This window comes from Caulobacter sp. SSI4214 (genome assembly GCF_012184455.1).
Taxonomy (GTDB): Bacteria; Pseudomonadota; Alphaproteobacteria; order Caulobacterales; family Caulobacteraceae; genus Caulobacter; species Caulobacter vibrioides_E.
Map to the genome: position 1 here is coordinate 1 of NZ_SZWJ01000067.1, position 22,259 is coordinate 22,259.

The window sequence follows — 22,259 nt, forward strand, 5'->3', positions numbered from 1 at the left end:
CCGTGGCCGTGCCCAAGGACGCCGCGGGCGTCGAGGCCCACCTGTTCGCCCTGGAACGCGAGCGCGACGCCATCGGGCCGGTCAACCTGCGCGCCGAGGAGGAGGCCCAGGAATACGCCGGACGCCTGGAGACCATGCGCACCGAACGCGCCGACCTGTCGGGCGCGGTGACCAAGCTGCGAGCCGGCATCGAGGAGCTGAACGCCGAGGGCCGTGAACGGCTCTTGGCCGCCTTCGACGTCATCAACGCCAATTTCCAGACCCTCTTCCAGGCTCTGTTCGGCGGCGGTCAGGCCGAGCTGAAGCTGATCGAGAGCGAAGACCCTCTGGAGGCGGGCCTGGAGATCTTCGCCTGCCCGCCCGGCAAGCGCATGGCCAGCATGAGCCTGATGAGCGGCGGCGAGCAGGCCCTGACCGCCAGCGCCCTGATCTTCGGCGTGTTCCTGGCCAATCCGGCCCCGATCTGCGTGCTGGACGAAGTCGACGCGCCGCTCGATGACGCCAATGTCGATCGCTACTGCAACATGCTGGACGAGATGCGCCGCCGCACCCAGACGCGCTTCATCGCCATCACCCACAATCCGGTGACCATGAGCCGCATGGACCGCCTGTTCGGCGTCACCATGGCCGAGCGCGGCGTGAGCCAGCTGGTCAGCGTGGACCTGAGCACGGCCGAAAAGCTGGTCGCCGCTTAGAAGCCGACCGCCCCCTCCGTCTCGTCGCGTATCCGCGCCGATCCACCTCCCCCGCTTTGCGTGGGAGGAGAAGAGCGCGGTTCCTCCTCACCCGTGAACGGGGGAGGTGGCGCGCTGCGGATACGCAGCGTGACGGAGGGGGCGCTCAGCGACTTAGAAGCCCACCGCCTGCCTGATCGGATTGGCCGGATCGGCCAGCAGCTTCACCGCCATGGCGCACGAGATCACCACCAGCAGCGGCCGGATCAGCCTGGGTCCAAAGCGCATGGCGAGCCTCGAGCCCACCTGGGCCCCGATGAACGCTCCCAGCGCCATGGCCAGGCCCACCGGCCAGATGACCACGCCCTTCAGGACGAACAGGGACAGACTGCCCAGATTGCTGGCGGCGTTGGCCAGCTTGGTGTGGGCCGTGGCCCTCAGCACGCCGTAGCCCAGCAGGGTGACGATCGCCACCATGTAGAAGGCGCCGGCGCCAGGTCCGAAGATCCCGTCGTAGAAGCCGACCAGCGGCGCGACGAAACAGGCGAACGGGATCAACGCCAGGCGCGGCGCGACGTCCTCGCTCTTCAGCGCGCGGGAGAAGCCGAAATAGAGCGCGATGCCGATCAGCAGGATGGGCACGACGGCGCGCAGCAGCTGAGCGGACAACAGGCTGGCGCACAGCGCGCCGCACAGACCCGCTGCGGCGGCGGCCAGCGCGACCGGCAAGGCGGACTTCCAGTCGATCAGCCCGCGCCGGGCGAAGGCGCTGGTCGAGGAGATGGCGCTGACCGCCCCCTGCAGCTTGTTGGTGCCCAGGGCCTGCACCGGCGACAGACCCGCCAGCAGCAGGGCCGGCAGGGTCACGAGACCGCCGCCGCCGGCGATGGCGTCCAGCGCGCCGGCCAGGGCGGCGACCACGAACAGGCCAGCGATGACGTCGAGATGAACCATGGACGGCTCATCGCGCGGATCGCCGTTTCAGGCAAAGAAAAAGGGGCCCCGAAGGACCCCTCGTCTTTTTAGCCCAGAAGGCTGGCCCACTGGTGGGCGCGGGACTGCTTGCTGTTGGTCGTCTTGCCCAGGGCGCGGAGCTCTTCGCGCTCCTTGGCCTTTTCTTCCTTGCGAACCCGCATCTCGGCGGCTTCGAGGGCCTTGCGCTCCTTGCGCTCGGCGCGCTTGGCGGCCATCAGCTCTTCCTCGCGGGCGAGGGCTTCGAGGCGGGCCTTTTCCTTGGCTTCGGCGCGGGCGGCGCGGACGGCTTCCAGTTCGGCGGCGCGCAGCTCCTCACGCTTGTCGAAATCAGGGTCCTGGACGGCGGGCTTTGGCTTGAACTTGGCCAGCATCGCCTTCTTGGCTTCCTGTTGGGCGGAAATACGATCGGCGAATCCGGTGTTCTTCAGGTGCGACATGAATCTTCGTGTTGTTTGGAGGCGGCGGCTCTTAAACCCAGATTGGCGAAAAAATCAATGCGTCATCGGGCTTCGCCGCCTCTTGCCTAGGGGAGGCGGCGTATAAAGAACACACATCAGATAGGGTCGGGTTCCCGCTCGCGGTAGGGCCCGGCGCCCAGGATCGAGGGATCGCGCCGAAATAGAGGCGAGCGGTTTCCGTAGCGGCGAAAAGGCGGAAAAGGAGACGGTTTTGCCCCTCCTTGAAGCCGCGGCCGAAATCCTTAAGTAATACCGTCACTTGCCCTCTGAAGCGCTCACCTTGACGCACCGCGGCGAGGTCTATAGGTTCCGCGCCGATCAAGCCGGCCGGAAAAGCGCCTCGTTTAGGCGCGTCCGCGGCGTTTTCGGACCTGCCGCTTCCCATGCCCAAGGCCGACGAACCGAACGACAAGGCTCTAAGCAGCCTCGACGCTCGGCTCGACGCGTTCGAGGCGAGGGAGGCGGCGGAAAGGCCCGCGAAAGCGGCGACCGAAAGGGCCCAGCAGGACGGTTACCGTCTGCTGGCGGACATGATCGGGGGCGTGCTGGTGGGTCTTGGCTTCGGCTGGCTTCTCGACCACTACGTCCATACGAGCCCCTGGGGCATGGTCGGCGGCCTGCTGATCGGTCTGGGACTCGCGATTTTCTCCGTCGTCCGCAAGGCGACGAAAATGAGCGCGCAGGCGTCGGCGGCCACCTCGCAAGGGACCGACGACGGACACACGGGAGACGGGTCAACCGTCCCCAAGCAGAAGAGAGACTAGGGCCGATGGCCGATCCGATGCACCAGTTCCAGATCCAGAAGATCGTGGAACTGCCCACCGTGACCGTTCCCGGCCTGGGCGCTATCGACCTGTCGATCACCAACTCGGTGGCCGCGATGATTTCGGCCTCGCTGCTGGTCATGGGCTTCTACGCCCTGGCCGCGCGCCGCGCCGTGGTGCCGGGCCGCCTGCAGGCGTTGGGCGAGATGCTGTACGGACTGGTCGACGGCTTGGCCGAGTCGATCATGGGCCACGACGGCAAGAAGTTCCTGCCGTTCGTCTTCACCCTGTTCGCCTTCGTGCTGTTCATGAACATGCAGGGCATGTTCCTGGTCTTCACCTCGACCTCGCAGCTCGCCGTGACCCTGACCCTGGGCCTGATGGTCATCGCCACCGTGGTGATCGTCGGCTTCGCCAAGAACGGCTTCAAGTTCTTCAAGCTGTTCTTCCCGTCGGGCGTGCCGTGGCCGCTGTACATCCTGCTGACGCCGATCGAGATCATCTCGTTCCTGATCCGTCCGATCACCCTGGGCCTTCGTCTGTTCGGCAACATGCTGGGCGGCCACGTGGTGCTCAAGATCTTCGCCGGCTTCGTGATCGCCCTGGGCGGTCTCGGCGTCCTGGGCTGGGCCGGTTCGGCCCTGGCCCTCACCTCCGTCGTCGCCCTGACGGCCCTCGAGTTCATGGTGGCCTTCCTTCAGGCCTTCGTGTTCGCGGTGCTTGCCTGCGTCTATCTCAACGACGTGCTGCACCTCGACAGCCACTGATCACCCTCTAGTCTTTCAACCTACATACCCTTCTCAAGGAGTCTCTATCATGGACGCTGCTGCTGCTAAGTACATCGGCGCTGGTCTGGCCATGCTCGGCATGATCGGCGCTGGCGTCGGCCTGGGCGTGATGTTCGGCAACTACTTCCAAGGCGCCCTGCGCAACCCGACGGCCGCCGCTCAAGAGCGCCCGATGCTGTTCCTGGGCATGGCTCTGACGGAAGCCCTGGGCATCTTCGCCCTCGTCATCGCCTTCCTGATCCTGTTCTCGTAATCCCATCCCCGGGGCGCGGCGCCTTCCCTCGGAGGGCGCGCGCCCCGGATCTCGTCATATTCTCGCGTCGTCCAGGCGCCGGGCGCTTTCGCTCCGCCGGGACAACGCTCTAGCTGAGAGGCGCCTTCGCCCATGGCGACGGAACATCAAGGCACGGTCGAGACGACGGGAGCCCCCCAGAAGCACGAAAGCGGCGGCCTTCCGCAGCTGCAGTTCGAGCACTGGGGCGGCCAGATCGTTTGGCTGCTGCTCATCTTCGCCGTGCTCTACACGGTGCTGTCGAAGGGGCTGCTGCCCCGCGTCAGCGGCGCGATCGAGGAACGCGGCGCCAAGATCGCCGGCGACATCGCCGACGCCCGTCGCATGAAGGACGAGGCCGAGGCCCAGGCTCGCGCGGCCGCCGCCGAGGTCGCCGAGGCGCGCGCCAAGGCCCAGAAGACCGCCGCGGACGCCAAGGCCAAGGCCTCGGCCGAAGCCGCCGAGCGTCAGGCCAAGGAAGAGGCCGTGCTGGCCGAGAAGCTGGCCGCGGCCGAGGCTTCGATCCAGACCGCCCGCGACCAGGCCATGAGCCACGTCCGCGAGGTGGCCCAGGACACCGCCGGCGCGATCGTCGAGAAGCTGACCGGCAAGGCGGCCACGGCCGCCGAGCTGAAGTCGGCGCTGGCTTAAGGGGCTGAAGATGGAACACGAATCCCTGTTCAGCCTGTCGAACCCGGAATTCTGGGTTCTGGTCGCCCTGGTGATCTTCTTCGGCCTGCTGGTCGTTCTGAAGGTCCTGCCGGGCGCGCTGTTCGGCGCCCTGGACGGCTACGCGGCCAAGATCAAGGCCGAGCTCGACGAAGCCCAGCAGCTGCGGGAAGAGGCCCAGGCCCTGCTCGCGGACGTCAAGGCCCAGCGCGAGGAAGCCGAGCGCCAGGCTGCGGGCATGCTGGAAGCCGCCAAGGCCGACGCCCAGCGTCTGGCCGTGGAAGCCAAGGAAAAGCTCGAGGAGCAGATCAAGCGCCGCGCCGAGATGGCCGAACGCAAGATCGCCCAGGCCGAGGCCCAGGCCGCCGCCGACGTCAAGGCCGCCGCGGTGGATCTCGCCGCCCAGGCCGCAGAGGCCGTCCTGGCCGCCCGCCTGGCCGGCGCCGCGAGCGACCCGCTCGCCGACGCGGCCATCAGCCAGCTGGGCGCCAAGCTGCAATAGCGGCCGGCGTCACGGGTAGACAAAAGGAAGGGCGCGGATCGCAAGGTCCGCGCCTTTTTCTTTTGGGCGCCGGTGAGCGGGATTTCCGAATGTTGGCTCGGGGTGGTTAGCTACTCTGGGCTAGGAGAGCGTCCACGGCGTTACGATGAATTTCGAGGTCGCGGTTTAGCGCAAAGCGCTGCTCTTGATCGTCGCGCCAAATGCCAAAGTCAGGCAGGCCGTGTGGATTAGTATTCAGCCGCTTCCACGCCTGAGCCGCCCCAACCAACCGTAAAGATGGACTGAGGCCTTCATCCGTCAGCTCAGCCAACACACCCTCGACAGAACGCGCGAGTGTCGGTTGCCTCTCATGGAGCAGAGTTTGCCACACCTGCCGGAGATGGTGTTCCGCTGCCTGGAGAGCGCTAAGATCGGTCATCAGCCTATCTTCTCGCAACGAAGCTCCGCCGACAAGCGGACGCTTTGTGAGACACGAATGGGTGGGGAGCGGTCGCTTAGTCACGCTCTCTTAGGCGCTCGACCAACGCCTTCGCTTGAGCAAGCGAACTCTTCGAGATCCACCAAGCGCCGATAGTGATCGAGAGCCCCCAGCCAGAGACGGCGATCACCAGGCTCACCAGGAACGCCACTCCCCAGCCACGAGGATGGTGCAGCACGGCGATAGCGGTCGCGATAAGCGCCCACCATTTCGCTGAGTTTAGCCACTCACGGATTAGGTGTTTGGAGGCAGCCATCGCCCGATCGTATCGAGACTAACTGAGGTCCTGCAATGGGTGGTGAATGCAAATCAGGCCGTCGCCCGAAACCGGACGTAATACCCTTGGCCCTCAGGCGACATCGCGAGCATGGCTCAAACATGGTACGCATCCGGTGAGTGCGGCGGCGACTAGGTCCGGTTACCGTTCGAGAGGCTCCTTGCCTCTTCAACGCACGCTCGCAAGCCTTCCATTTCATCGCCATCATCTCGACCAACGGAACGCCCGCTAGTATCGCGTCCTTCGATCCGCCAATGGCCGTTGGATACTTCCTCGATCGAGAACTGCCACCCGGACAATCCTTGGTCACCCATACTCACGCGCGCCATAGCCAACTCCTTCAACGGCTCAAACTAGGCCAGCTTGGCCAACCCAGAAAGCAGGCGCGGCGAGGGTCTGACTAGGGCCGCAAGCGGCCTCGAGCATCTTTCCAGAAAGCCGACCTTCCCGGCGAACGCCGGGATCCAGATCGAGCCCACAGGCGCCCAGGCTTTCGGTCCAGACCGATGTCGCATCATCCCCAGCCGCTCCGGATGAATCTGGGCCCCGGCGTTCGCCGGGGAGATCGATGTGGAGGGTTTCGAGAAAGGCCGCTTTAGCCCCTAACCCGCCTTCGCCATCTTCCGCGCCACGTAGATCTTCACGCGCTTGCGGGTCTTGACCAGCAGGCGCCAGCGGGCCTTGCGCAGGACCATCTTCTCGGTGCGGAGCATCTGCTGCCAGACGACCAGCAGCACTTCCGGCTCGCGGCGCATCAGGCGGCGGATCGGGAAGACCAGCTTGGGGTGACGCTTCTGCCAGCGGATGAACGTCTTGCGGGCCTGGAACGAGTAGCGCAGCACGATCATCAGGCCGATGACCAGCAGCGGCAGGCCCAGGTGTCCGGGCAAGGGCGTCAGCACCGCGCCGGCCAGGATGATCAGCGCGCCGAAGCCGATGGCGATCCAGCGGAACGCGCGAGCGGCCGATTCCCGCAGCAGCAGGGCCAGGCGCGCCCGGCGCCGCAGTCTGTGCTTGATGTCGTCCATGGTCGAGGCCGCGACGTTCACCGCTGGCCTCGCTGCGCCGCGCGCCGCTTGAACGACCGGCGCCAGCGGGCGGCGACCCGCCACCGGCGCGGCGCCACGACGCGCTCGACCCGCAGCGTCTGCTGCCAGGCCACGGCGACCACCTCGGGCTCGCGGCGCAGCAGCCGGCGGATCGGAAAGACCAGCTTGGGATGGGCGTGCTGGAAGCGGACGAAATGCTTTCGCGCCTTGAACGAGTTGCGCAGGATCAGCATCAGGCCGATCACCACGACCGGCAACCCCATCGGTCCGGGCAGGGGCGCGATCAGGAAGCCCGCCACGACGATCAGCGCGCCCAGCGCCACCAGCAATAGACGCAGAACACGCGCCGCCAGGTCATCGGCGGAGCGGCGGACGCGCGGCGAGGCGAACGAAAGGGCGGTCATCGGACGGACAAAACGGGCTGGCGCTTCGCTTGCTCCCTGGAACAGCCAGATCACCCGACGCGCATCCCCGATATGTGGACCCGAGAGGGCGCCGTAAAGGCGCCCTCCGGTCGCACCGGGGGTATGGAGAATGCTATTCAGCCGCCAGTGGCGCCTCGGCCACAGGTTTCCACCTCAACCGGGGCTTGCGGGCCGCCAAGGTCTCGTCGAGGCGCCGCAGCGGCGCGTGGAACGGCGCGCCCTTGAAGCGCTCCGCGTCCCCCGCCTTGGCCGCGCCGGCCAGGACCCGAAGCGCTTCGATGAAGCGGTCCAGCTCCTGCTTGCTCTCGGTTTCGGTGGGCTCGATCAGCATAGCGCCGTGGACGACCAGCGGGAAGTACATGGTCATCGGGTGGAAGCCCTCGTCGATCATCGCCTTGGCGAAGTCGAGCGTGGTCACCCCCGTGCCTTCCAGCCAGCTATCGTCGAACAGCGCCTCGTGCATGCACGGACCGTCCGGGAAGGCCGGGCTCATCACGTCCTTCAGGCGGGCCTTGACGTAGTTGGCGTTCAGGACCGCGTCCTCGGCGACCTGGCGCAGGCCGTCGGCGCCGTGGCTCAGCATGTAGGCATAGGCGCGGACATACATACCCATCTGGCCGTGGAAGGCGCTCATCCGGCCGAAGGCGGTTTCCGCCCCCGCCTCGCCGGCGTGCTCGACCAGCGAGAAGCCGCCCGCGTCATGGACCAGCCACGGGGTGGGGGCGAACGGGGCCAGGGCTTCCGACAGCACCACCGGACCCGCGCCCGGACCGCCGCCGCCGTGCGGCGTCGAGAAGGTCTTGTGCAGGTTGATGTGCATGGCGTCGACGCCCAGGTCGCCCGGCCGCACCCGGCCGACGATGGCGTTGAAGTTGGCGCCGTCGCAGTAGAAATAGGCCCCCGCCGCGTGGGTCAGTCGGGCGATCTCGACGACGTCGCGCTCGAACAGGCCGCAGGTGTTGGGGTTGGTGACCATGATGGCGGCCACGTGGTCGCCGAGCTTGGCCTCCAGGTCCTTCAGGTCGACGCGGCCGTCCTCGGTCTGGGCGATCTCGACGACGGTGTAGCCGACGAAAGCCGCCGTGGCCGGGTTGGTGCCGTGAGCGCTGGTCGGGGCCAGCACGGTCTTGCGGTGGCCGTTGCCGGCCGCCTCGTGGGCCGCCCGGATGGCCAGCAGGCCGCAGAGTTCCCCGTGCGCGCCGGCCTTGGGCGACAGGGCGACGGCGGGCATGCCGGTCAGGGTCTTCAGCCAATGGGCCAGGCGGTCCATCAGCTGCAGGGCGCCCTGCACGGTCGACTGCGGCTGCAGCGGGTGGATGTCGGAGAAGCCCGGCAGACGCGCCATCTTCTCGTTCAGGCGCGGGTTGTGCTTCATCGTGCACGAGCCCAGCGGATAGAGCGCCAGGTCGATCGCGTGGTTCTTCTGCGACAGGCGCACATAGTGGCGCACGGCCTCGGGCTCGGAGAGGCCCGGCAGGCCGATCGGTTCGGACCGCAGCAGGCCGGCCAGGTCGCTCGACGGCGCGGCGGCGTCCGGCAGGTCGACCCCGGTCTTGGTCCAGCCGTTCAGCTCGAAGATCAGGGCTTCGTCCTGCAGTAGGCCGCGACCGCCGGTCAGGGTTTCATGGCCGCCAGCGTCGTTGGCGGTTTCGGGGCGCGTGGGGCGGCCGACGTTGTTCATGCTCATTGGCCCACCACCTTGGTCAGCAGCTTGGTCAGGAAAGTGATGTCGACGTCCAGCGTCGTCTCGGTGGCGGCGACCAGCAGCACGTCGTCCATGCCCGCGCTGGCGTCGAGACGCGAGAACGGCACGCCGAACAGCGCGCCGTGGCTGGCCAGGGTCTCGACCAGTTCGGCCGCGTTGCCCGGGACACGGACCGCGAACTCGTTGAAGAAGCGCGGCGTCAGGATCTCGTAGCCGGGCACGGCCGCCAGGGCGTCGCGAAGGGCCAGGGCCTTCTGGTGATTGAGCGCGGCCAGCTTGCGCAGCCCCACCTCGCCCAGCAGGCTCATATGGATCGAGAACGCCAGGGCGCAGAGGCCGCTGTTGGTGCAGATGTTCGACGTCGCCTTGTCGCGGCGGATGTGCTGCTCGCGCGTCGACAGGGTCAGCACGAAGCCGCGCTTGCCGTCGGCGTCGACCGTCTCGCCGCAAAGGCGGCCCGGCATCTGGCGGACGAACTTTTCCCGACAGGCGAAGAGGCCGACATAGGGGCCGCCGAAGTTCAGGCCGTTGCCGATCGACTGGCCCTCGGCCACGGCGATGTCGGCGCCCATCTCGCCGGGCGACTTCAAGAGGCCATACGAGACCGCTTCGGTCGTGACGACGATCAGCAGGGCGCCGGCGGCGTGGGCCGCCTCGGCGATCTTGCTGACGTCGGTGACCGTGCCGAACACGTTCGGGGTCTGGACGACGACGCAGGCGGTGTCGGCGTCGATCGCGGCGATCACCGCGTCCTCGGCGTCGATGGCCGCTGGCATCCGGGCTGTCTCGACGCCAGCGGCATGGGCCAGGGTCTCGATCGCGCCGACATAGTGCGGATGGACTCCGCCCGACATCACCGCCTTGCTCCGGCGGGTGACGCGGTGGGCCATCATCACGGCCTCGGCCGCGCCGGTCGAGCCGTCATAGAGCGAGGCGTTGGCGACCTCCATGCCGGTCAGGGCCGCGACCTGGGTCTGGAACTCGAACAGGACCTGCAAGGTGCCCTGGGCGATTTCCGGCTGGTAGGGCGTGTAGCTGGTCAGGAACTCCGACCGCTGGATGATGTGGTCGACCGTGGCCGGCACGTGGTGGCGATAGGCGCCGGCCCCGCAGAAGAACGGCCCCTCCCCCGCCGAGCGGTTGCGACGGGCCAGGGCCGTCATCTCGCGCTCGACGTCGAGCTCGCCGGCGAAGCGCGGCAGGTCGACGGGCGCGTCGCGGCGGGCCGAGGCCGGCACGTCGACGAACAGGTCGTCGATCGACTTGACGCCGATCACGCCGAGCATCTCGGCGCGATCTTCGGGGGTCAGGGGGAGGTAGCGCATGTTTTTGTCCTGCTCCCTTCCCCTAGATGGGGAAGGGTGGGGATGGGGTGGCTAGGGCGGCGGGGTCACCCCCAACCCTGCCCTTCCCCCATCAAGGGGGAAGGGTTCTTGTTACAGAGTGCCCAGGTAGGCTTCGTAGGCGTCGCGGTCCATCAGGGCGTCGACCTCGGCCGGGTTGGCGAGCTTGATCTTGGCGAACCAGCCGCCGCTTTCCGGCAGGGCGTTGACGGTTTCCGGGGCGTCCGACAGCTCGGCGTTGCCCTCGACGACGTCACCCGACACCGGGGCGTAGACGTCCGAGGCGGCCTTGACGCTTTCGACGACGGCCAGCTGGTCGCCTTGCTTGACGGTCTTGCCGGCCTCGGGGACTTCCACGAACACCACGTCGCCCAGTTGCTCGGCGGCGTAGGCGGTGATGCCGACGGTGGCCACGTCGCCCTCGACGACGACCCACTCGTGATCCTTGGTGAAACGCATCCTGGTGAGTCCCTTGATTTAGAGTTTGCGGACGTAGCGGTTGGGAACGAACGGGCTGGCGACCACCTCGGCGGCGGCGGCTTTCCCGCGAACGATGACCTTCAACGGGGTTCCGATCGCGGCGTGGGCCGGCGGGACGAAACCGATGGCGATGGGATAGCCCAGGCTGGGGGCGAAGCCGCCGCTGGTCACCTTGCCGATCACGGCGCCGGCCTCGTCAGCAATCTCGGCGCCTTCGCGGGCCGGAGCCCCCTCCAGAACCTTCAGGTTCACGCGGACGCGGGTGAGCTCGCCGGCCAGTTCCTTGGCGATGCGATCCGCGCCGAGGTAGTCGCCGGCCTCGCGGCGCGACTTGCCGACGGCGAAGTTCAGGCCGGCCTCGATCGGCGAGACGGTCTCGTCCAGGTCGTGGCCGTACAGCGGCAGGCCGGCTTCCAGGCGCAGGCTGTCGCGAGCGCCCAGGCCGATCGGTTTGACACGCTCGTCGGCCAGCAGGGTGTTCCACACCCGCTCGGCGGCGTCGGCCGGGACCGAGATCTCGTAGCCGTCCTCCCCGGTGTAGCCCGAACGCGAGACGATGGCGTCGACGCCGAAGGCGGTCAGGGCTCTGGCGTCCATGAACACCATTTCGGCGGCTTCCGGGACGTGGGCGGCCAGAACGGCGGCGGCCTCCGGGCCCTGCAGCGCCAGCAGCGCGCGGTCCTCCAGGCGGGTCACCGTGGCCTCGCCGGCAAGCTCGCGGGCGATGATGGCGTAGTCGTTGTCCTTGCAGGCGCCGTTGACCACCACGAACAGGCCGTCGTCGTCCGGACGCGCGGTCATCAGGTCGTCGATGATCCCGCCCCGCGCGTTCAGCAGCACGCCATAGCGCTGCTTGCCGGGCTTGAGGCCCTGATAGTCGGCCGAGACGACCTTCTCGAAGCTCTTGGCCGGGTTTTCGCCGCGCAGGCGCGCCTGGCCCATGTGCGAGACGTCGAACAGGCCGGCGTGCTCGCGGGTCCAGAGGTGCTCCTTCAGCACCCCGTCCTTGTACTGCACCGGCATGGAATAGCCCGCGAACGGCACCATGCGCGCGCCCGCCGCCACGTGGGCGTCGTACAGCGGGGTCTTCTTCAGATCTTCGGACAAGGAACGGGCTCCAAGCGGGGTCGGCGACGGGACCGGCGTCCGCCGGCAAGTCGCCCCCGCTGTCCCTTTGACCTGAGAGATTCCGGCCTTCCCCCTCTGCTGCTTGGGGTCAGCCTTGCTCCTTCGGCGAGCCGCCTTGTCGGACGGCTACTTTCCAGCGTTCCTAAACCCGCGCGGTCCTTTTGCCTGAGCGTTTCCGGGGCGGTTGCGCCTTCGGCCTCGGGAGCGAATCCCGATGTCTCCCGCTGGGGTCCTGGGCTCTTAGGGCGAGGCGGGGACGAGAGTCAACGACGGAGGTGGCGTCGCGCCCGGCGATTGCGAACAATTGTAGAACATGTCAAAGTTGATATCCTAAAATGGGATATCGACGAGCGACCCACATGGAGGGGACCTTGCCGGCGGAAACTCCGCAACGCCTCGACGTGTTCGAACTGCGCGGCCAGCACGTCATCCTGGATTCCGATCTCGCGCGACTGTTCGCCGTCGAGAGCAAGCGGCTGAACGAACAGGTCAAGCGCAACCCCGAGAAGTTCGAGAACTTCGCCTTCCAAATGACCGCCGCTGAGTTTGAATCTTTGAGGTCGCATTTTGCGACCTCAAACGCGGGCCGAGGCGGCCGGCGCCACCGCCCCTACGTCTTCACCGAGCACGGCGTGGTCATGGCCGCGACCGTGGTGAAATCCGAGCAGGCGATCGTCGCCACGCGCTTCATCATCAACGTCTTCGTCGAGACGCGGCGCAAAGCGCCCGATGGCAGCAACCTTCCAGGGCTGATCGACGCTCGCCGACTGCCCCCGCTGGAGGCACAGGCCCGCGTCACTCTGGCGGGAAAGCTCAACGACGCCCTGGGTCGTGTGTTGGACGCCATCGCCGATCCCGTCGCCCAGACCACCGTCCGCGACGAGGCCAAGGCGCTGGCCGCCGAAGGCCTGGCCAGCCTCAAGGAGTATCTCCGCAAGGCCGGCGTCCAGAACGAGAAGACCCTGGCCGAGGTTCGCAAGCTGCTGGCCGAAGCCGAGGCGTTGGAGGCCGAGACCGCCCTTCGCGCCACCGAGAATCAGCATCGCCAACTGGCCCTGCTGGCCAAACAGCTGCGCCTCGTGCTGGCAGCCCAGCAATATCTCGAGCGCGGCGGCGTCGAGGACCTGCTGGGCGTGCTGAAGGACCTGGAGCGGGCCTAAAGCGCCAGGTCGCCGAACCAGTCGTCTTCCCCGATCGGCGGACCAGGCGGGACGGCGACCTTGCCCTTGCCGTCGGCGACGAGGGCCGCGAGGCGCCCGCCGCTCGGGTCCGAGACCACGCCAGCCAGCACCAAGGCCTGGGCGCGATCGGCCGCGTCGCCTGGCGTCAGGGTCTTCAGCCCCTTGCCCCACTCGGAGAGCCGCGCGCGGATCAAGGCGGCGGCGGTCGGCGAAAGGTCCCGGTCGGCCAGGGTCTGGGCCAAGCTGGTCACCAGACGCTGGCGGACGCGCCGCGTCAGCTCGGCCTGCCGGCCCGTCGCCTTGCCGTCGAAGGCGACGAAGGCCAGGGCCTTATCCAGCAGGCCGTCGACGCCTGGTTGGGCCGGATCGCGGCGTTTGGCCTCGACAAGGCGGTTCAGGCGCGCCGCGGCGAACAGGTCGCTCCAGACCAGATCGGCGGCCACCTCGGCGGCGGCGGGCAGATCGAAGACCGGTCCCTGGCCCAGGGTCTCGATCTCGTAGGCGTGGTCGGTCGATTGCGACTGGCCCGAGCTCAGCAGGTCCAGGGTCTTGTCGGAAAGATCCAGCGCCGCCGGCGCGAGGGTCCGCAGCAGGGCGTCGATGGCGGCGGCCTGGCGATCGGCCGGCACGATCCTGGAGGCCTCGTGGCCGTCGCCCTCGGCGCCGTAGGTGAAGTCGACCCCGCCGACCAGCTTGGCCGTCGCGTCGACCTGATAGCGCTGGAAGATGTAGATCGGCGCGATGACCCGCCTCAGGTCGGCCACCGACGCGCCCTTGGGCAGATTGCCCAGGCCGAAGCGGTCGAGGGCGATCTTGCGCACCGCCATCACGTGGTCCAGCTCGGCCACTGGATCGGAGCCGTTGTCCCACACCGCGCCCAGCGGATGCGGCGTGTCGGCCGCGCGGGCGTCCTCGTCCGAAACATAGCGCAGGCCGTCGGCCTGGCTCTTGTCGGCCTTGGCCTTCAGCCACGCCTTCTCGTCGCTCCCCGCCGGGGCGGGCGCGTACAGCCAGTCGATCACGAACCGGTCCCAGACGCCCACGCCGCGCGCATAGGCGTCGGAGAAGTCCAGCTGGCCGTCCTTGATCGCGATCTTCGGCGCCGGATAGTCCATCACCGAGGCGCGGCCGCCATAGGTGCTGGCGGCGAAATTGTGCTGTAGGCCGATCGAGTGGCCGATCTCGTGCGTGGCCAGCTGGCGCAGGCGCGCCAGGGAAATCTGGATCGGGTCGTTAGACCCGCCCTTGCCAGTCTTGTCGGCGCCTTCCAACCCCTCGAAGATCAGCCGGTCCTGGCGGATGCGCTGCGAGCCCAGCAGCACGTCGCCCTTGACGATCTCGCCCGTGCGCGGGTCGACGACCTCGTGGCCGTAGGACCAGCCGCGCGTCTGGCGGTGCACCCAATTGACGACGTTGTAGCGCGCGTCCAGCGGACTGACGCCCTCGGGCAGCACCTCGACCCGGAACGCGTCGATGAAGCCGGCGGCCTCGAACGCCTGGTTCCACCAACGGCCGCCCTCGATCAGCGCCGAGCGCACCGGCTCGGGCGCGGCGCGGTCGACGTAGAAGACGATCGGCTTCTTGACCGGCGAGCGGGCGGCGGCGGGATCGGTCTTCTCCAGGCGGAAGCGATGGGCCAGCCGATAGACGATCGGCTCGCTCAGCGGCGCGGAATAATCGGCCACCACGTGGCCGATGACCCCGACGCGCGGATCGTTCTGGCGCGGGACGAAGCCCGGCTCCGGCAGGGCCACCAGCGAGTGGTGCAGCACCAATGTGACATTGCGCGGGTCGGGAACGATGCCGCGCACCTCGCCCCCCGGATCGTCGCCGACGAAGGTCTCGACCGCCTCCAGCTCGACGTTCCGGGGAAAGACGTTCACCTCGCCGGTGTCGGCGTAGGAGAGGCCGTCGTTCAGGCGGAAGTCGCCCTGCTTGCTGCGCTTGAGGGTCTTGGCGATCCCCTGGGCGTCGCGGGTCAGGAAGGTGGTGACGTCGACCAGCAGCCGGCCGTCCGGGCCTTGCGCCTCGACGGTGTTGGACCACACGCTGGAGATCGGGAAGGACTCGGCGACCGCCTCGCGCTCGTCGGCCGAGCCGCGCGCGGCCGAAAAGCCCCAGTTCTCGAACTGGGCGACGACCTTGCCGCCCACCTTGCGGAACGCGATGATCTGGGTGTCGCCCGGCGCCGAACGGTCAAGCCCCGTCGGGTTAGAGCCCAGGCCGGCCCGCAGATAGGTCTGGTAGAGATACCGCCCGGCGATCCCGTCCGCGCCCGGCTTGGGCAGCAGCAGGTAGACGCGGTTGTCCTTCCGATCGACGAACACCGGGACCAGGCCGTCCTTGCGCTCGAGACCGGCGGTCAGCTCGGCGAACTTGTCGGTCTGGGGCTTGGCCTTCTCCGCCCAGGCCGGCGCGGCGATGGCGCTGACGCAGACACTCGCCAACAAACTGACGACCACGGACGACTTCATGACCCCTCCCGACACACGCGAAGCGGCGGGACTGTCGGGCGGGTAATGGAGGATTGCAACGGGGCGCCTAAAACGTCTTGGGCAGGCCGGCTTGCTTCAGCACCGCATTGGCCGTGTGCCGGCTTTTCGAGCGCGGCACGATGAAGATCTGTCCGTCCGGCCGCTTCCACTTTTCGTGGCTGCCCTTGCCGCCAGGCACGCGCTCGCATCCGGCGGCGAGCAGGAGGCGAACCAGGTCCGGATAGAAATCTTTCGGCATATGGCGGGTCTCGATTTCTTAGATCTGAGAACAGCCTATCGCGTTTCGATTCGAGCTAGAGGGCCGTTTGGGTAGCCGCTACGCGACCGCCAACTCGATCGTTCCGTGCGCACGTATTTCCAGTGGAACCCTCCCCTTGATTCCCAGATTTTCGGAAAGGAGTTCCGGCGCTAGCGTGCTCACCAGATCGACAAATTCCGGCAATGTGCTCGCCTCGACAACGAGCCCCGGAATATTGCTCGACGAAGTCCAGACGCCGGCTTCGGCATCCCATTCCGCCGCGACATGGAAGACACTGTCGGCCATGTTCAGATGATGCACGCGCTTGCGACCAACGCCAAGGCCTTCGTTACATCCGCTCCGGTGCTTCGATGCCCAGCAGGTCCAGGGCCAGTTCCAGCTGACGCAGGGTGGTCTGCGCCAGCGACAGGCGGGAGGCGCGGAGGTCTTCGGTGTCGGCGCTGACGATCGGGCAGGCGGCGTAGAACTTCGAGAAGGCCTGGGCCAGCTTGTAGGCGTGCTCGGCCACGAAGTTCGGCGCCTTCTTGTCGTAGGCCTCGCTCAGCGCGCCCTCGAAGGCGTCGAGCAGCATGGCCAGGTCGCGCTCGGCGGGCTCGTGGATCACGATCCGGCCCGCCGTGGCGCCAGCCTCGGCCGCCCGTCGCAGCACGCTCTTGATGCGCACCGACTGGTACAGCAGATAGGGGCCGGTCTTGCCCTCGAAGCTGGTGAAACGGTCGAGGTCGAACACGTAGGACGTGCCGCGGAAGTTCTGCAGGTCGGCGAACTTCAGGGCCGCGACGCCGACCTTGTGGGCGGTGTCCTCGAACTGCTCCTCGGAAAGCTCGGCGCCCAGGCCGGCTTCGCGCAGGCGCTCGCGGGCCTTCTCGCGGGCCATCTCGATCAGGTCGTGCAGCTTCAGGACGCCGCCGGCGCGGGTCTTGAAGGGCTTGCCGTCCGTGCCGTTCATCGTGCCGAAGCCGATGTGCTCCAGCGCGCCCTCGGCGGCGTAGCCGGCCAGATAGGCGGCGCGGAACACGGTCTCGAAGTGCAGGGCCTGACGCTGGTCCACGCAATAGAGGATCAGGTGCGGGTCGAACGACTTGCGACGGTCCAGGATGGTGGCGAGATCCGTCGTGCCGTACATGGCCGAGCCTTCCGACGACACCACCAGCAGCGGCGGCACGTCGTGCTTGTCGCCCTCGCGGGCCACGCGGACGATGCGGGCGCCCTGGTCCTCGACCAGCAGCCCCTTGTCCTCCAGCTGGCGGACCATCGGCTCGATCAGGTCGTTGACGTCGCTTTCGCCCTTCCAGAGGTCGAAGTCGACGCCCAGGGCGTGGAACTCGCGCTCCAGCGCCACGCGGCTGACCTTGACGAAGTGACGCCACAGCAGGCGATAGCCGAAGCGGCCGTTCTGCAGCTCGGCCGTGGCCTTGCGGGCCCGCTCCTTGAACGCCGGATCTTCCTTCTGGCGCAGCGAGGCGGCCGGATAGATGCGGTCGAGGTCGGCCAGGGTGATCCGGCTTTCGAACTCGGCCATCACCTTGGCTTCGTCGGCGGCCGAGAAGCCGCGCGGGGCTTCCGGCAGCTTCTCCATCAGGGCGTTGATGAAGGCGTCCTCGTCCATGATGGCGCTGATCAGCAGCCCCATCTGGAAGCCCCAGTCGCCGAAGTGGGCGTCGCCCACCACGTCGTCGCCCCGGAAGCGATAGAGGCGCTTGACCGACTCGCCGATGATCGAGGCGCGCAGGTGGCCCACGTGCATCGGCTTGGCCACGTTGGGGCCGGCATAGTCGACCAGCACGCGGCGCGGCTGCTCCAGCAGCTGGGCGCCGACGCGCTCGTCGGCGGCGATCTCGCGGACGCGAGCCGACAGGGCCTCGTCGCTGACGCGCATGTTGATGAAGCCGACGCCGGCGATCTCCACCGAGGCCAGGCGCGGGTCGCCCTTCAGGATGTCGACCACCTGAACGGCGATTTCGCGCGGATTGCGCTTGGCGCTCTTGGCCGCCGCAAGGGCGCCGTTGCATTGGAAATCGGCCAGGTCGGGCCGGTCGGAGGCCGTGACGCGTCCGAACTCGGGAGGCAGTCCGGCGGCCTGGAAAGCGGCCGCGGCCGCCTCGCTCAGGGACCGCTTCAAATCGTTCATTGCTTGGTGGAAGTCCCTGCTTGGGTTTGACCCGCTTGCCCGGCCTGCTGGGCTTGGGCGGTCTGGCCGGCGTTGACGCGGAAGCGCTTGCCCTCACGGTTGAAGGCGGCCATTTCCGGCGTCACGTCGAAGCCGATCAACACCTCGAAATTGCCGCCGCTGACCTTGGCGTCGGCGCGCGGAATGGTGATCTGCTCGATGGTGTCGCGGGCGTAGGTGCGGTCCTGGCCGGGGGCGAAGGTCACCGGCAGGTCGAAATATTCCTTGGCGATCACCGACTGGTTCCGCTCGGTCACGGCCACCCAGTAGCGATAGTCGTGCTTCTCGCCCTCGGCCTTGGGGCCGCGGCCCAGCTGGAACAGCAGCTCGACGCGGATCTTGATCGGCTCGTCGCTCTTGTAGGCGCAGCCCGAGGAAATGTTCTGGATCTCGCCGGTGAAGCCGGCCTGGGACGCCGATTCCTTGCCGCCCGCGAACTCGATATAGCGGCTGGCGTCGTACAGCACCTTCACATAAGGGCAGGGGCCGGCGTTGCGCAGCTGGGGCAGCGGCGCCTTGGGCTGGTTCCACTCCTCGTCGCGCTTCTTCTTCTTGCCGGCCTCGTCGTCGTCGCCCTGCCCGCTGCTCGGACCGCCGCGCCCGCCCCGCTGGGCGTGAACAGTCGTCGCCGTCGCGGCGAGCGAAACGGCCATCAGGGCGCTGAGGGCGAGCGTGAAGGTGCGGCGCATGAAACGTCCGGTTCGAGAAAGAAGGAGCCAAGCGGGACCATGGGAGCCCATCGGCGTCATGCAGCCTGATAAAGGCATATGCGTGACGTCGCAACGACGCAGACTCCTGGCGCCCGGCGGCCGGACCCACTAGGTTCCGCGCCATGAACGCCCCCGCGCCCGTCCGCCGCCCGATCTCGCTCGTCCTGGCCAGCCCGCGCGGCTTCTGCGCCGGGGTCGATCGCGCCATCCAGATCGTCGAGCGCGCCGTCGAGAAGTTCGGCGCCCCGGTCTATGTGCGCCACGAGATCGTCCACAACCGCCACGTGGTCGACCGGCTGAAGGCCCTGGGCGCGGTGTTCATCGAGGAGCTGTCCGAGGCCCCCGACGACCGCCCGGTCGTGTTCTCGGCCCATGGCGTGCCCAAGTCGGTGCCCGCCGAGGCCCAGTCGCGCCAGATGATCTATCTGGACGCCACCTGCCCGCTGGTCTCCAAGGTCCATGTCGAGGCGCAGAAGCATTACGACGCCGGCCGCGAGATCGTTTTGATCGGCCATGCCGGCCACCCGGAAGTCATCGGCACCATGGGCCAGCTGCCCGAGGGCGCGGTCACCCTGATCGAGGACCTCAAGGACGCCGCCGCCTGGGAGCCGAAGAACGCCGCCAACGTCGCCTTCCTGACCCAGACCACGCTGTCGGTCGACGACACGGCGGACATGGTGGCCCTGCTGCGCGAACGCTTCCCCGGCATCGCCGCGCCGCACAAGGAAGACATCTGCTACGCCACGACGAACCGCCAGGACGCGGTCAAGCATCTGGCCGAGCAAACCGAGCTGGTGCTGGTGGTCGGGTCGAGGAACTCGTCCAATTCGGTGCGCCTGAAGGAGGTCGGCCTGAAGGCCGGCGCCTCCGCCGCCCATCTGATCGACGACGCGGCGGGGATCGACTGGACCTGGTTCGACGGCGTGTCGCGCGTGGGCCTGACGGCCGGCGCCTCGGCTCCGGAGGACCTGGTGCAGGGGGTCATCGACGCGATCTCGGCGCGGTTCGACACGACCGTCGAGGAACTGGTCGAGGCGCGGGAGACGATCACGTTCAAGCTGCCGAGGTTGCTGACGGCCTGAGAGCAGATGTCGACATCGTTCTTGGAAGAGTGGGGAGCCCAACTCGAGAAGGCCGAAGCCTTGGTTCTCGCCACCGACCCAGCCGAAATCGCCGAGCTGGAAGCGCAGTTTGGGCTAAGCCAGCTCATTGCCGTGGCGCATATTATCGAGTCCACGGACTGGGGCGTCGAAACTTTTCCGCAGTTTCAGAACGGCGCCGGCGCCTTTGGGGATCGACTAGAGGCGCTGCGGACGCACTGGGACAACTGGAAGCGTGCCTGATCGAGCCCTACCTTCCGCAGCCTGCCTCGCCTAGCCCCCTTGACCGCCAGCGCCCGCTCCCGCATCCCCGCGTCATGGCCGTCTATACCGACATCACCGACGAAGAACTCGAAGCCTTCCTGCGGGGCTATGACCTGGGCGCGCCGCTGGCGTTCAAGGGCATCGCCGAGGGCACGGAGAACTCGAATTTCCTGCTGGAAACCGAGAAGGGCCGTTACATCCTGACGGTCTACGAGCGGCGGGTGAAGGCCGAGGACCTGCCCTATTTCCTGAACCTGCTGACCTGGCTGGCCGATCGGGGCTATCCCAGCGCCCGGCCGATCCCGACCCGTCAGGGCGCCACCCTATCGACCCTGCGCGGCAAGGCCGCCGCCATCGTCGAGTTCCTGCCGGGCCTGTCGGTGCGCCGGCCCACGGCCGCCCACTGCCGCGAGGCCGGCGAAGGCCTCGCCTGGCTGCACCTGGCGGGCGAAGGCTATCCCGGCCGCCGCGCCAACGACCTGGGCCAGGCGTCCTGGTCGCCGTTCTTCGCCAAGCACCGCAAGGCCGCCGACGACCTGAAGCCGGGTCTGGCGGCGACGATCGACAACGACCTGGCGCAGCTGGCCCTGATGTGGCCGCGCAACCTGCCCGCCGGGACGATCCACGCCGACTATTTCCCCGACAACGTGTTCTTCAAGCCGGACGGCAGGTTCGCCGCGACGATCGACTTCTACTTCGCCTGCGAGGACGCCTACGCCTACGACGTCGCGGTGATGCTGAACGCCTGGTGCTTCGAGCCCGACGGCAGCTTCAACATCACCGCCGCCAAGGCCCTGCTGAACGGCTACGAGCGTCGACGGCCGCTGAGCCCGGCCGAGAAGGAAGCCCTGCCGATCCTGGCGCGCGGCGCGGCGCTGCGCTTCTTCCTGACCCGCCTGGCCGATTGGGGCGCGACGCCGGCCGGCGCCCTGGTCAAGCCGAAGGATCCGCTGGAGTACGAGCGCAAGCTGGCCGTCCATCGCGAAGGCCTCGTGCTGTTCTGATGACGCCCAAGGTCACGATCTACACGGACGGCGCCTGCAAGGGGAATCCGGGCCCGGGCGGCTGGGGCGCCATCCTGTTCTACGGCGACAAGAAGAAGGAAATCAGCGGCGGCGAGGCGGGGACGACCAACAACCGCATGGAGCTGATGGCCGCGATCCAGGCGCTGGAGCTGCTGAACCGGCCCTGCAAGGTCGAGCTGCACACCGACAGCCAGTACGTCATGAAGGGCATCCAGGAGTGGATCCGGGGCTGGAAGGCGCGCGGCTGGAAGACCGCCGACAAGAGCCCGGTCAAGAACGACGACCTCTGGAAGCGTCTCGACGCCGCGCGCGAGCGGCACGACGTCGACTGGCGCTGGGTCAAGGGGCACGCCGGCCATCCGCTGAACGAACGCGCCGACGCCCTGGCCAACGAAGGCCTGCGCAAGGCCAATCCGCGCTTTATCTAGAGCCGCCCCGGCTCGGCGCCCTCCGCGAACGGCAGGCCTTCGTCGGCCCAGCCGGTGATCCCGCCGATCATCAGCTTCACCGGCCGGCCCAGCCGGGCCAGCTTCAGCGCCGCGCGGTCGGCGCCGTTGCAGTGCGGGCCGGCGCAATAGACGACGAACAAGGTGTCTCGCGGCCAGGCCGCCATCCGCTCGGCGGTCATCTCGGCGTGGCGCAGGTGAATGGCGCCGGGCACGTGGCGGCGGGCATAGGCCTCCGGCTGGCCCACCACGTGCAGCAGAACGAAGTCGGGCTCGCCGCCCCGCAGGGCCTCGGCGACGTCGGCGCAGTCGGTCTCCAGCGACAGGCGGGCGGCGAAGTGGGCGGCGGCCTCCGGGGACGGCGCGGCGGGGATTTCGGATACGACGCTCATTTCGGCCTCCGTTGATGACGCCGACAGACTTGCCCGAGAGCGGCCCCCGGCGTTAGCTGGCGAAATCGACATTGACCGTAAAGATCATGCCAAACACGCATCGCCCGGAGCGTCCCCTCGTCGTGGCCCTGGCCTATGACGGCCTGTGCACCTTCGAATATGGCGTGACCGTCGAGCTGTTCGGCCTGCCCCGCCCGGAGATGGGCCCCGGCTGGTACCGCTTCGCCACCG

General features: G+C 67.9%; 24 protein-coding genes, 2 pseudogenes and 1 riboswitch. Of the genes and pseudogenes, 12 read left to right on the plus strand and 14 right to left on the minus strand.

Features of this window, described 5'->3' with window-relative positions; translation table 11 throughout:
- Positions 1 to 695, plus strand: a pseudogene (locus FCU40_RS16770) (chromosome segregation protein SMC); the annotation flags it as partial.
- 153 nt (positions 696 to 848) lie between these two features.
- On the opposite strand, the gene FCU40_RS16775 reads toward FCU40_RS16770, so the two are convergent.
- Both FCU40_RS16775 and FCU40_RS16780 read right to left on the minus strand, forming a co-directional pair.
- Complete coding sequence (locus FCU40_RS16775; protein ID WP_168076450.1) at positions 849 to 1,628, minus strand: TSUP family transporter; 780 nt, start codon at positions 1,626 to 1,628, stop codon at positions 849 to 851.
- A 68-nt stretch (positions 1,629 to 1,696) separates the two neighbouring features.
- Positions 1,697 to 2,086: a DUF6481 family protein gene (locus tag FCU40_RS16780; protein WP_168076452.1), complete on the minus strand. Its 390-nt coding sequence runs from the start codon at positions 2,084 to 2,086 to the stop codon at positions 1,697 to 1,699.
- A gap of 404 nt (positions 2,087 to 2,490) precedes the next feature.
- Here FCU40_RS16780 and FCU40_RS16785 point away from each other — a divergent pair, with 404 nt between their 5' ends.
- The 5 genes from FCU40_RS16785 (at position 2,491) to FCU40_RS16805 (ending at position 5,101) form a co-directional block, all read left to right on the plus strand.
- Entirely contained in the window at positions 2,491 to 2,871 is a 381-nt protein-coding gene (locus FCU40_RS16785; RefSeq protein ID WP_168076454.1) for an AtpZ/AtpI family protein, read from the plus strand.
- Between the two features lie 5 nt (positions 2,872 to 2,876).
- Positions 2,877 to 3,638 carry a F0F1 ATP synthase subunit A gene (locus FCU40_RS16790; RefSeq protein WP_168076456.1) on the plus strand — a complete coding sequence of 254 codons (762 nt, stop codon included), beginning with the start codon at positions 2,877 to 2,879 and terminating at the stop codon, positions 3,636 to 3,638.
- A gap of 49 nt (positions 3,639 to 3,687) precedes the next feature.
- Positions 3,688 to 3,912 (plus strand): F0F1 ATP synthase subunit C, encoded by a 225-nt coding sequence (locus FCU40_RS16795; RefSeq protein WP_004615714.1) that lies wholly within the window; start codon positions 3,688 to 3,690, stop codon positions 3,910 to 3,912.
- Positions 3,913 to 4,044: 132 nt separating this feature from the next.
- On the plus strand, positions 4,045 to 4,581 hold the full coding sequence (locus FCU40_RS16800; RefSeq protein WP_004615715.1) for a F0F1-type ATP synthase subunit beta: 537 nt from the start codon (positions 4,045 to 4,047) through the stop codon (positions 4,579 to 4,581).
- Between the two features lie 10 nt (positions 4,582 to 4,591).
- On the plus strand, positions 4,592 to 5,101 hold the full coding sequence (locus tag FCU40_RS16805; protein ID WP_168076458.1) for a F0F1 ATP synthase subunit B: 510 nt from the start codon (positions 4,592 to 4,594) through the stop codon (positions 5,099 to 5,101).
- Between the two features lie 1,357 nt (positions 5,102 to 6,458).
- Here FCU40_RS16805 and FCU40_RS16810 read toward each other — a convergent pair.
- The 6 genes from FCU40_RS16810 to gcvT form a co-directional block, all read right to left on the minus strand.
- Positions 6,459 to 6,884: a hypothetical protein gene (locus tag FCU40_RS16810; RefSeq protein WP_168076480.1), complete on the minus strand. Its 426-nt coding sequence runs from the start codon at positions 6,882 to 6,884 to the stop codon at positions 6,459 to 6,461.
- Between the two features lie 17 nt (positions 6,885 to 6,901).
- Entirely contained in the window at positions 6,902 to 7,309 is a 408-nt protein-coding gene (locus FCU40_RS16815) for a PGPGW domain-containing protein (protein WP_168076460.1), read from the minus strand.
- Between the two features lie 133 nt (positions 7,310 to 7,442).
- Positions 7,443 to 9,017 carry an aminomethyl-transferring glycine dehydrogenase subunit GcvPB gene (gene gcvPB, locus FCU40_RS16820; RefSeq protein WP_168076462.1) on the minus strand — a complete coding sequence of 525 codons (1,575 nt, stop codon included), beginning with the start codon at positions 9,015 to 9,017 and terminating at the stop codon, positions 7,443 to 7,445.
- Positions 9,014 to 10,360: an aminomethyl-transferring glycine dehydrogenase subunit GcvPA gene (gene gcvPA, locus FCU40_RS16825; protein ID WP_168076464.1), complete on the minus strand. Its 1,347-nt coding sequence runs from the start codon at positions 10,358 to 10,360 to the stop codon at positions 9,014 to 9,016. The genes gcvPB and gcvPA overlap by 4 nt, the downstream gene beginning before the upstream one ends.
- Before the next feature lie 111 nt (positions 10,361 to 10,471).
- Positions 10,472 to 10,837: a glycine cleavage system protein GcvH gene (gene gcvH, locus FCU40_RS16830; protein ID WP_004615722.1), complete on the minus strand. Its 366-nt coding sequence runs from the start codon at positions 10,835 to 10,837 to the stop codon at positions 10,472 to 10,474.
- Between the two features lie 18 nt (positions 10,838 to 10,855).
- Positions 10,856 to 11,965, minus strand: coding sequence for a glycine cleavage system aminomethyltransferase GcvT (gene gcvT, locus FCU40_RS16835; RefSeq protein WP_168076466.1), 1,110 nt, complete (start codon positions 11,963 to 11,965; stop codon positions 10,856 to 10,858).
- Positions 11,966 to 12,129: 164 nt separating this feature from the next.
- A riboswitch (glycine riboswitch) is annotated at positions 12,130 to 12,220 on the minus strand.
- A gap of 125 nt (positions 12,221 to 12,345) precedes the next feature.
- Between gcvT and FCU40_RS16840 the strand changes: the two genes are divergently transcribed.
- The gene (locus FCU40_RS16840) at positions 12,346 to 13,146 is read left to right on the plus strand and encodes an ORF6N domain-containing protein (protein ID WP_168076468.1); all 801 of its coding nucleotides are present in this window, start codon (positions 12,346 to 12,348) and stop codon (positions 13,144 to 13,146) included.
- On the opposite strand, the gene FCU40_RS16845 is transcribed toward FCU40_RS16840, so the two are convergent.
- From FCU40_RS16845 to FCU40_RS16865, 5 genes are all read right to left on the minus strand, one after another.
- On the minus strand, positions 13,143 to 15,641 hold the full coding sequence (locus FCU40_RS16845) for a zinc-dependent metalloprotease (RefSeq protein WP_168076470.1): 2,499 nt from the start codon (positions 15,639 to 15,641) through the stop codon (positions 13,143 to 13,145). The genes FCU40_RS16840 and FCU40_RS16845 overlap by 4 nt on opposite strands.
- 67 nt (positions 15,642 to 15,708) lie before the next feature.
- Positions 15,709 to 15,900, minus strand: coding sequence for a type II toxin-antitoxin system HicA family toxin (locus FCU40_RS16850; protein ID WP_168076472.1), 192 nt, complete (start codon positions 15,898 to 15,900; stop codon positions 15,709 to 15,711).
- A gap of 78 nt (positions 15,901 to 15,978) precedes the next feature.
- The gene (locus FCU40_RS16855) at positions 15,979 to 16,221 is read right to left on the minus strand and encodes a DUF1902 domain-containing protein (RefSeq protein WP_241693634.1); all 243 of its coding nucleotides are present in this window, start codon (positions 16,219 to 16,221) and stop codon (positions 15,979 to 15,981) included.
- A 28-nt stretch (positions 16,222 to 16,249) separates the two neighbouring features.
- Complete coding sequence (gene argS, locus FCU40_RS16860) at positions 16,250 to 18,052, minus strand: arginine--tRNA ligase (protein WP_168076474.1); 1,803 nt, start codon at positions 18,050 to 18,052, stop codon at positions 16,250 to 16,252.
- Entirely contained in the window at positions 18,049 to 18,780 is a 732-nt protein-coding gene (locus FCU40_RS16865; RefSeq protein ID WP_004615730.1) for a hypothetical protein, read from the minus strand. The genes argS and FCU40_RS16865 overlap by 4 nt, the downstream gene beginning before the upstream one ends.
- A 143-nt stretch (positions 18,781 to 18,923) precedes the next feature.
- Between FCU40_RS16865 and ispH the strand changes: the two genes are divergently transcribed.
- The 4 genes from ispH (at position 18,924) to rnhA (ending at position 21,618) form a co-directional block, all read left to right on the plus strand.
- The gene (gene ispH / locus FCU40_RS16870) at positions 18,924 to 19,883 is read left to right on the plus strand and encodes a 4-hydroxy-3-methylbut-2-enyl diphosphate reductase (RefSeq protein ID WP_168076476.1); all 960 of its coding nucleotides are present in this window, start codon (positions 18,924 to 18,926) and stop codon (positions 19,881 to 19,883) included.
- 6 nt (positions 19,884 to 19,889) lie between these two features.
- On the plus strand, positions 19,890 to 20,144 hold the full coding sequence (locus tag FCU40_RS16875; protein ID WP_168076478.1) for a hypothetical protein: 255 nt from the start codon (positions 19,890 to 19,892) through the stop codon (positions 20,142 to 20,144).
- 74 nt (positions 20,145 to 20,218) lie between these two features.
- Positions 20,219 to 21,169 (plus strand): homoserine kinase, encoded by a 951-nt coding sequence (gene thrB, locus FCU40_RS16880; protein ID WP_004615733.1) that lies wholly within the window; start codon positions 20,219 to 20,221, stop codon positions 21,167 to 21,169.
- Positions 21,169 to 21,618, plus strand: coding sequence for a ribonuclease HI (gene rnhA / locus FCU40_RS16885; protein ID WP_004615734.1), 450 nt, complete (start codon positions 21,169 to 21,171; stop codon positions 21,616 to 21,618). Before thrB ends, rnhA begins: the two co-directional genes overlap by 1 nt.
- On the opposite strand, the gene FCU40_RS16890 is transcribed toward rnhA, so the two are convergent.
- Positions 21,615 to 22,028: a rhodanese-like domain-containing protein gene (locus FCU40_RS16890; protein WP_004615735.1), complete on the minus strand. Its 414-nt coding sequence runs from the start codon at positions 22,026 to 22,028 to the stop codon at positions 21,615 to 21,617. The genes rnhA and FCU40_RS16890 overlap by 4 nt on opposite strands.
- Positions 22,029 to 22,114: 86 nt before the next feature.
- Here FCU40_RS16890 and ftrA point away from each other — a divergent pair.
- Positions 22,115 to 22,259: pseudogene (ftrA, locus tag FCU40_RS16895) on the plus strand (transcriptional regulator FtrA); the annotation flags it as partial.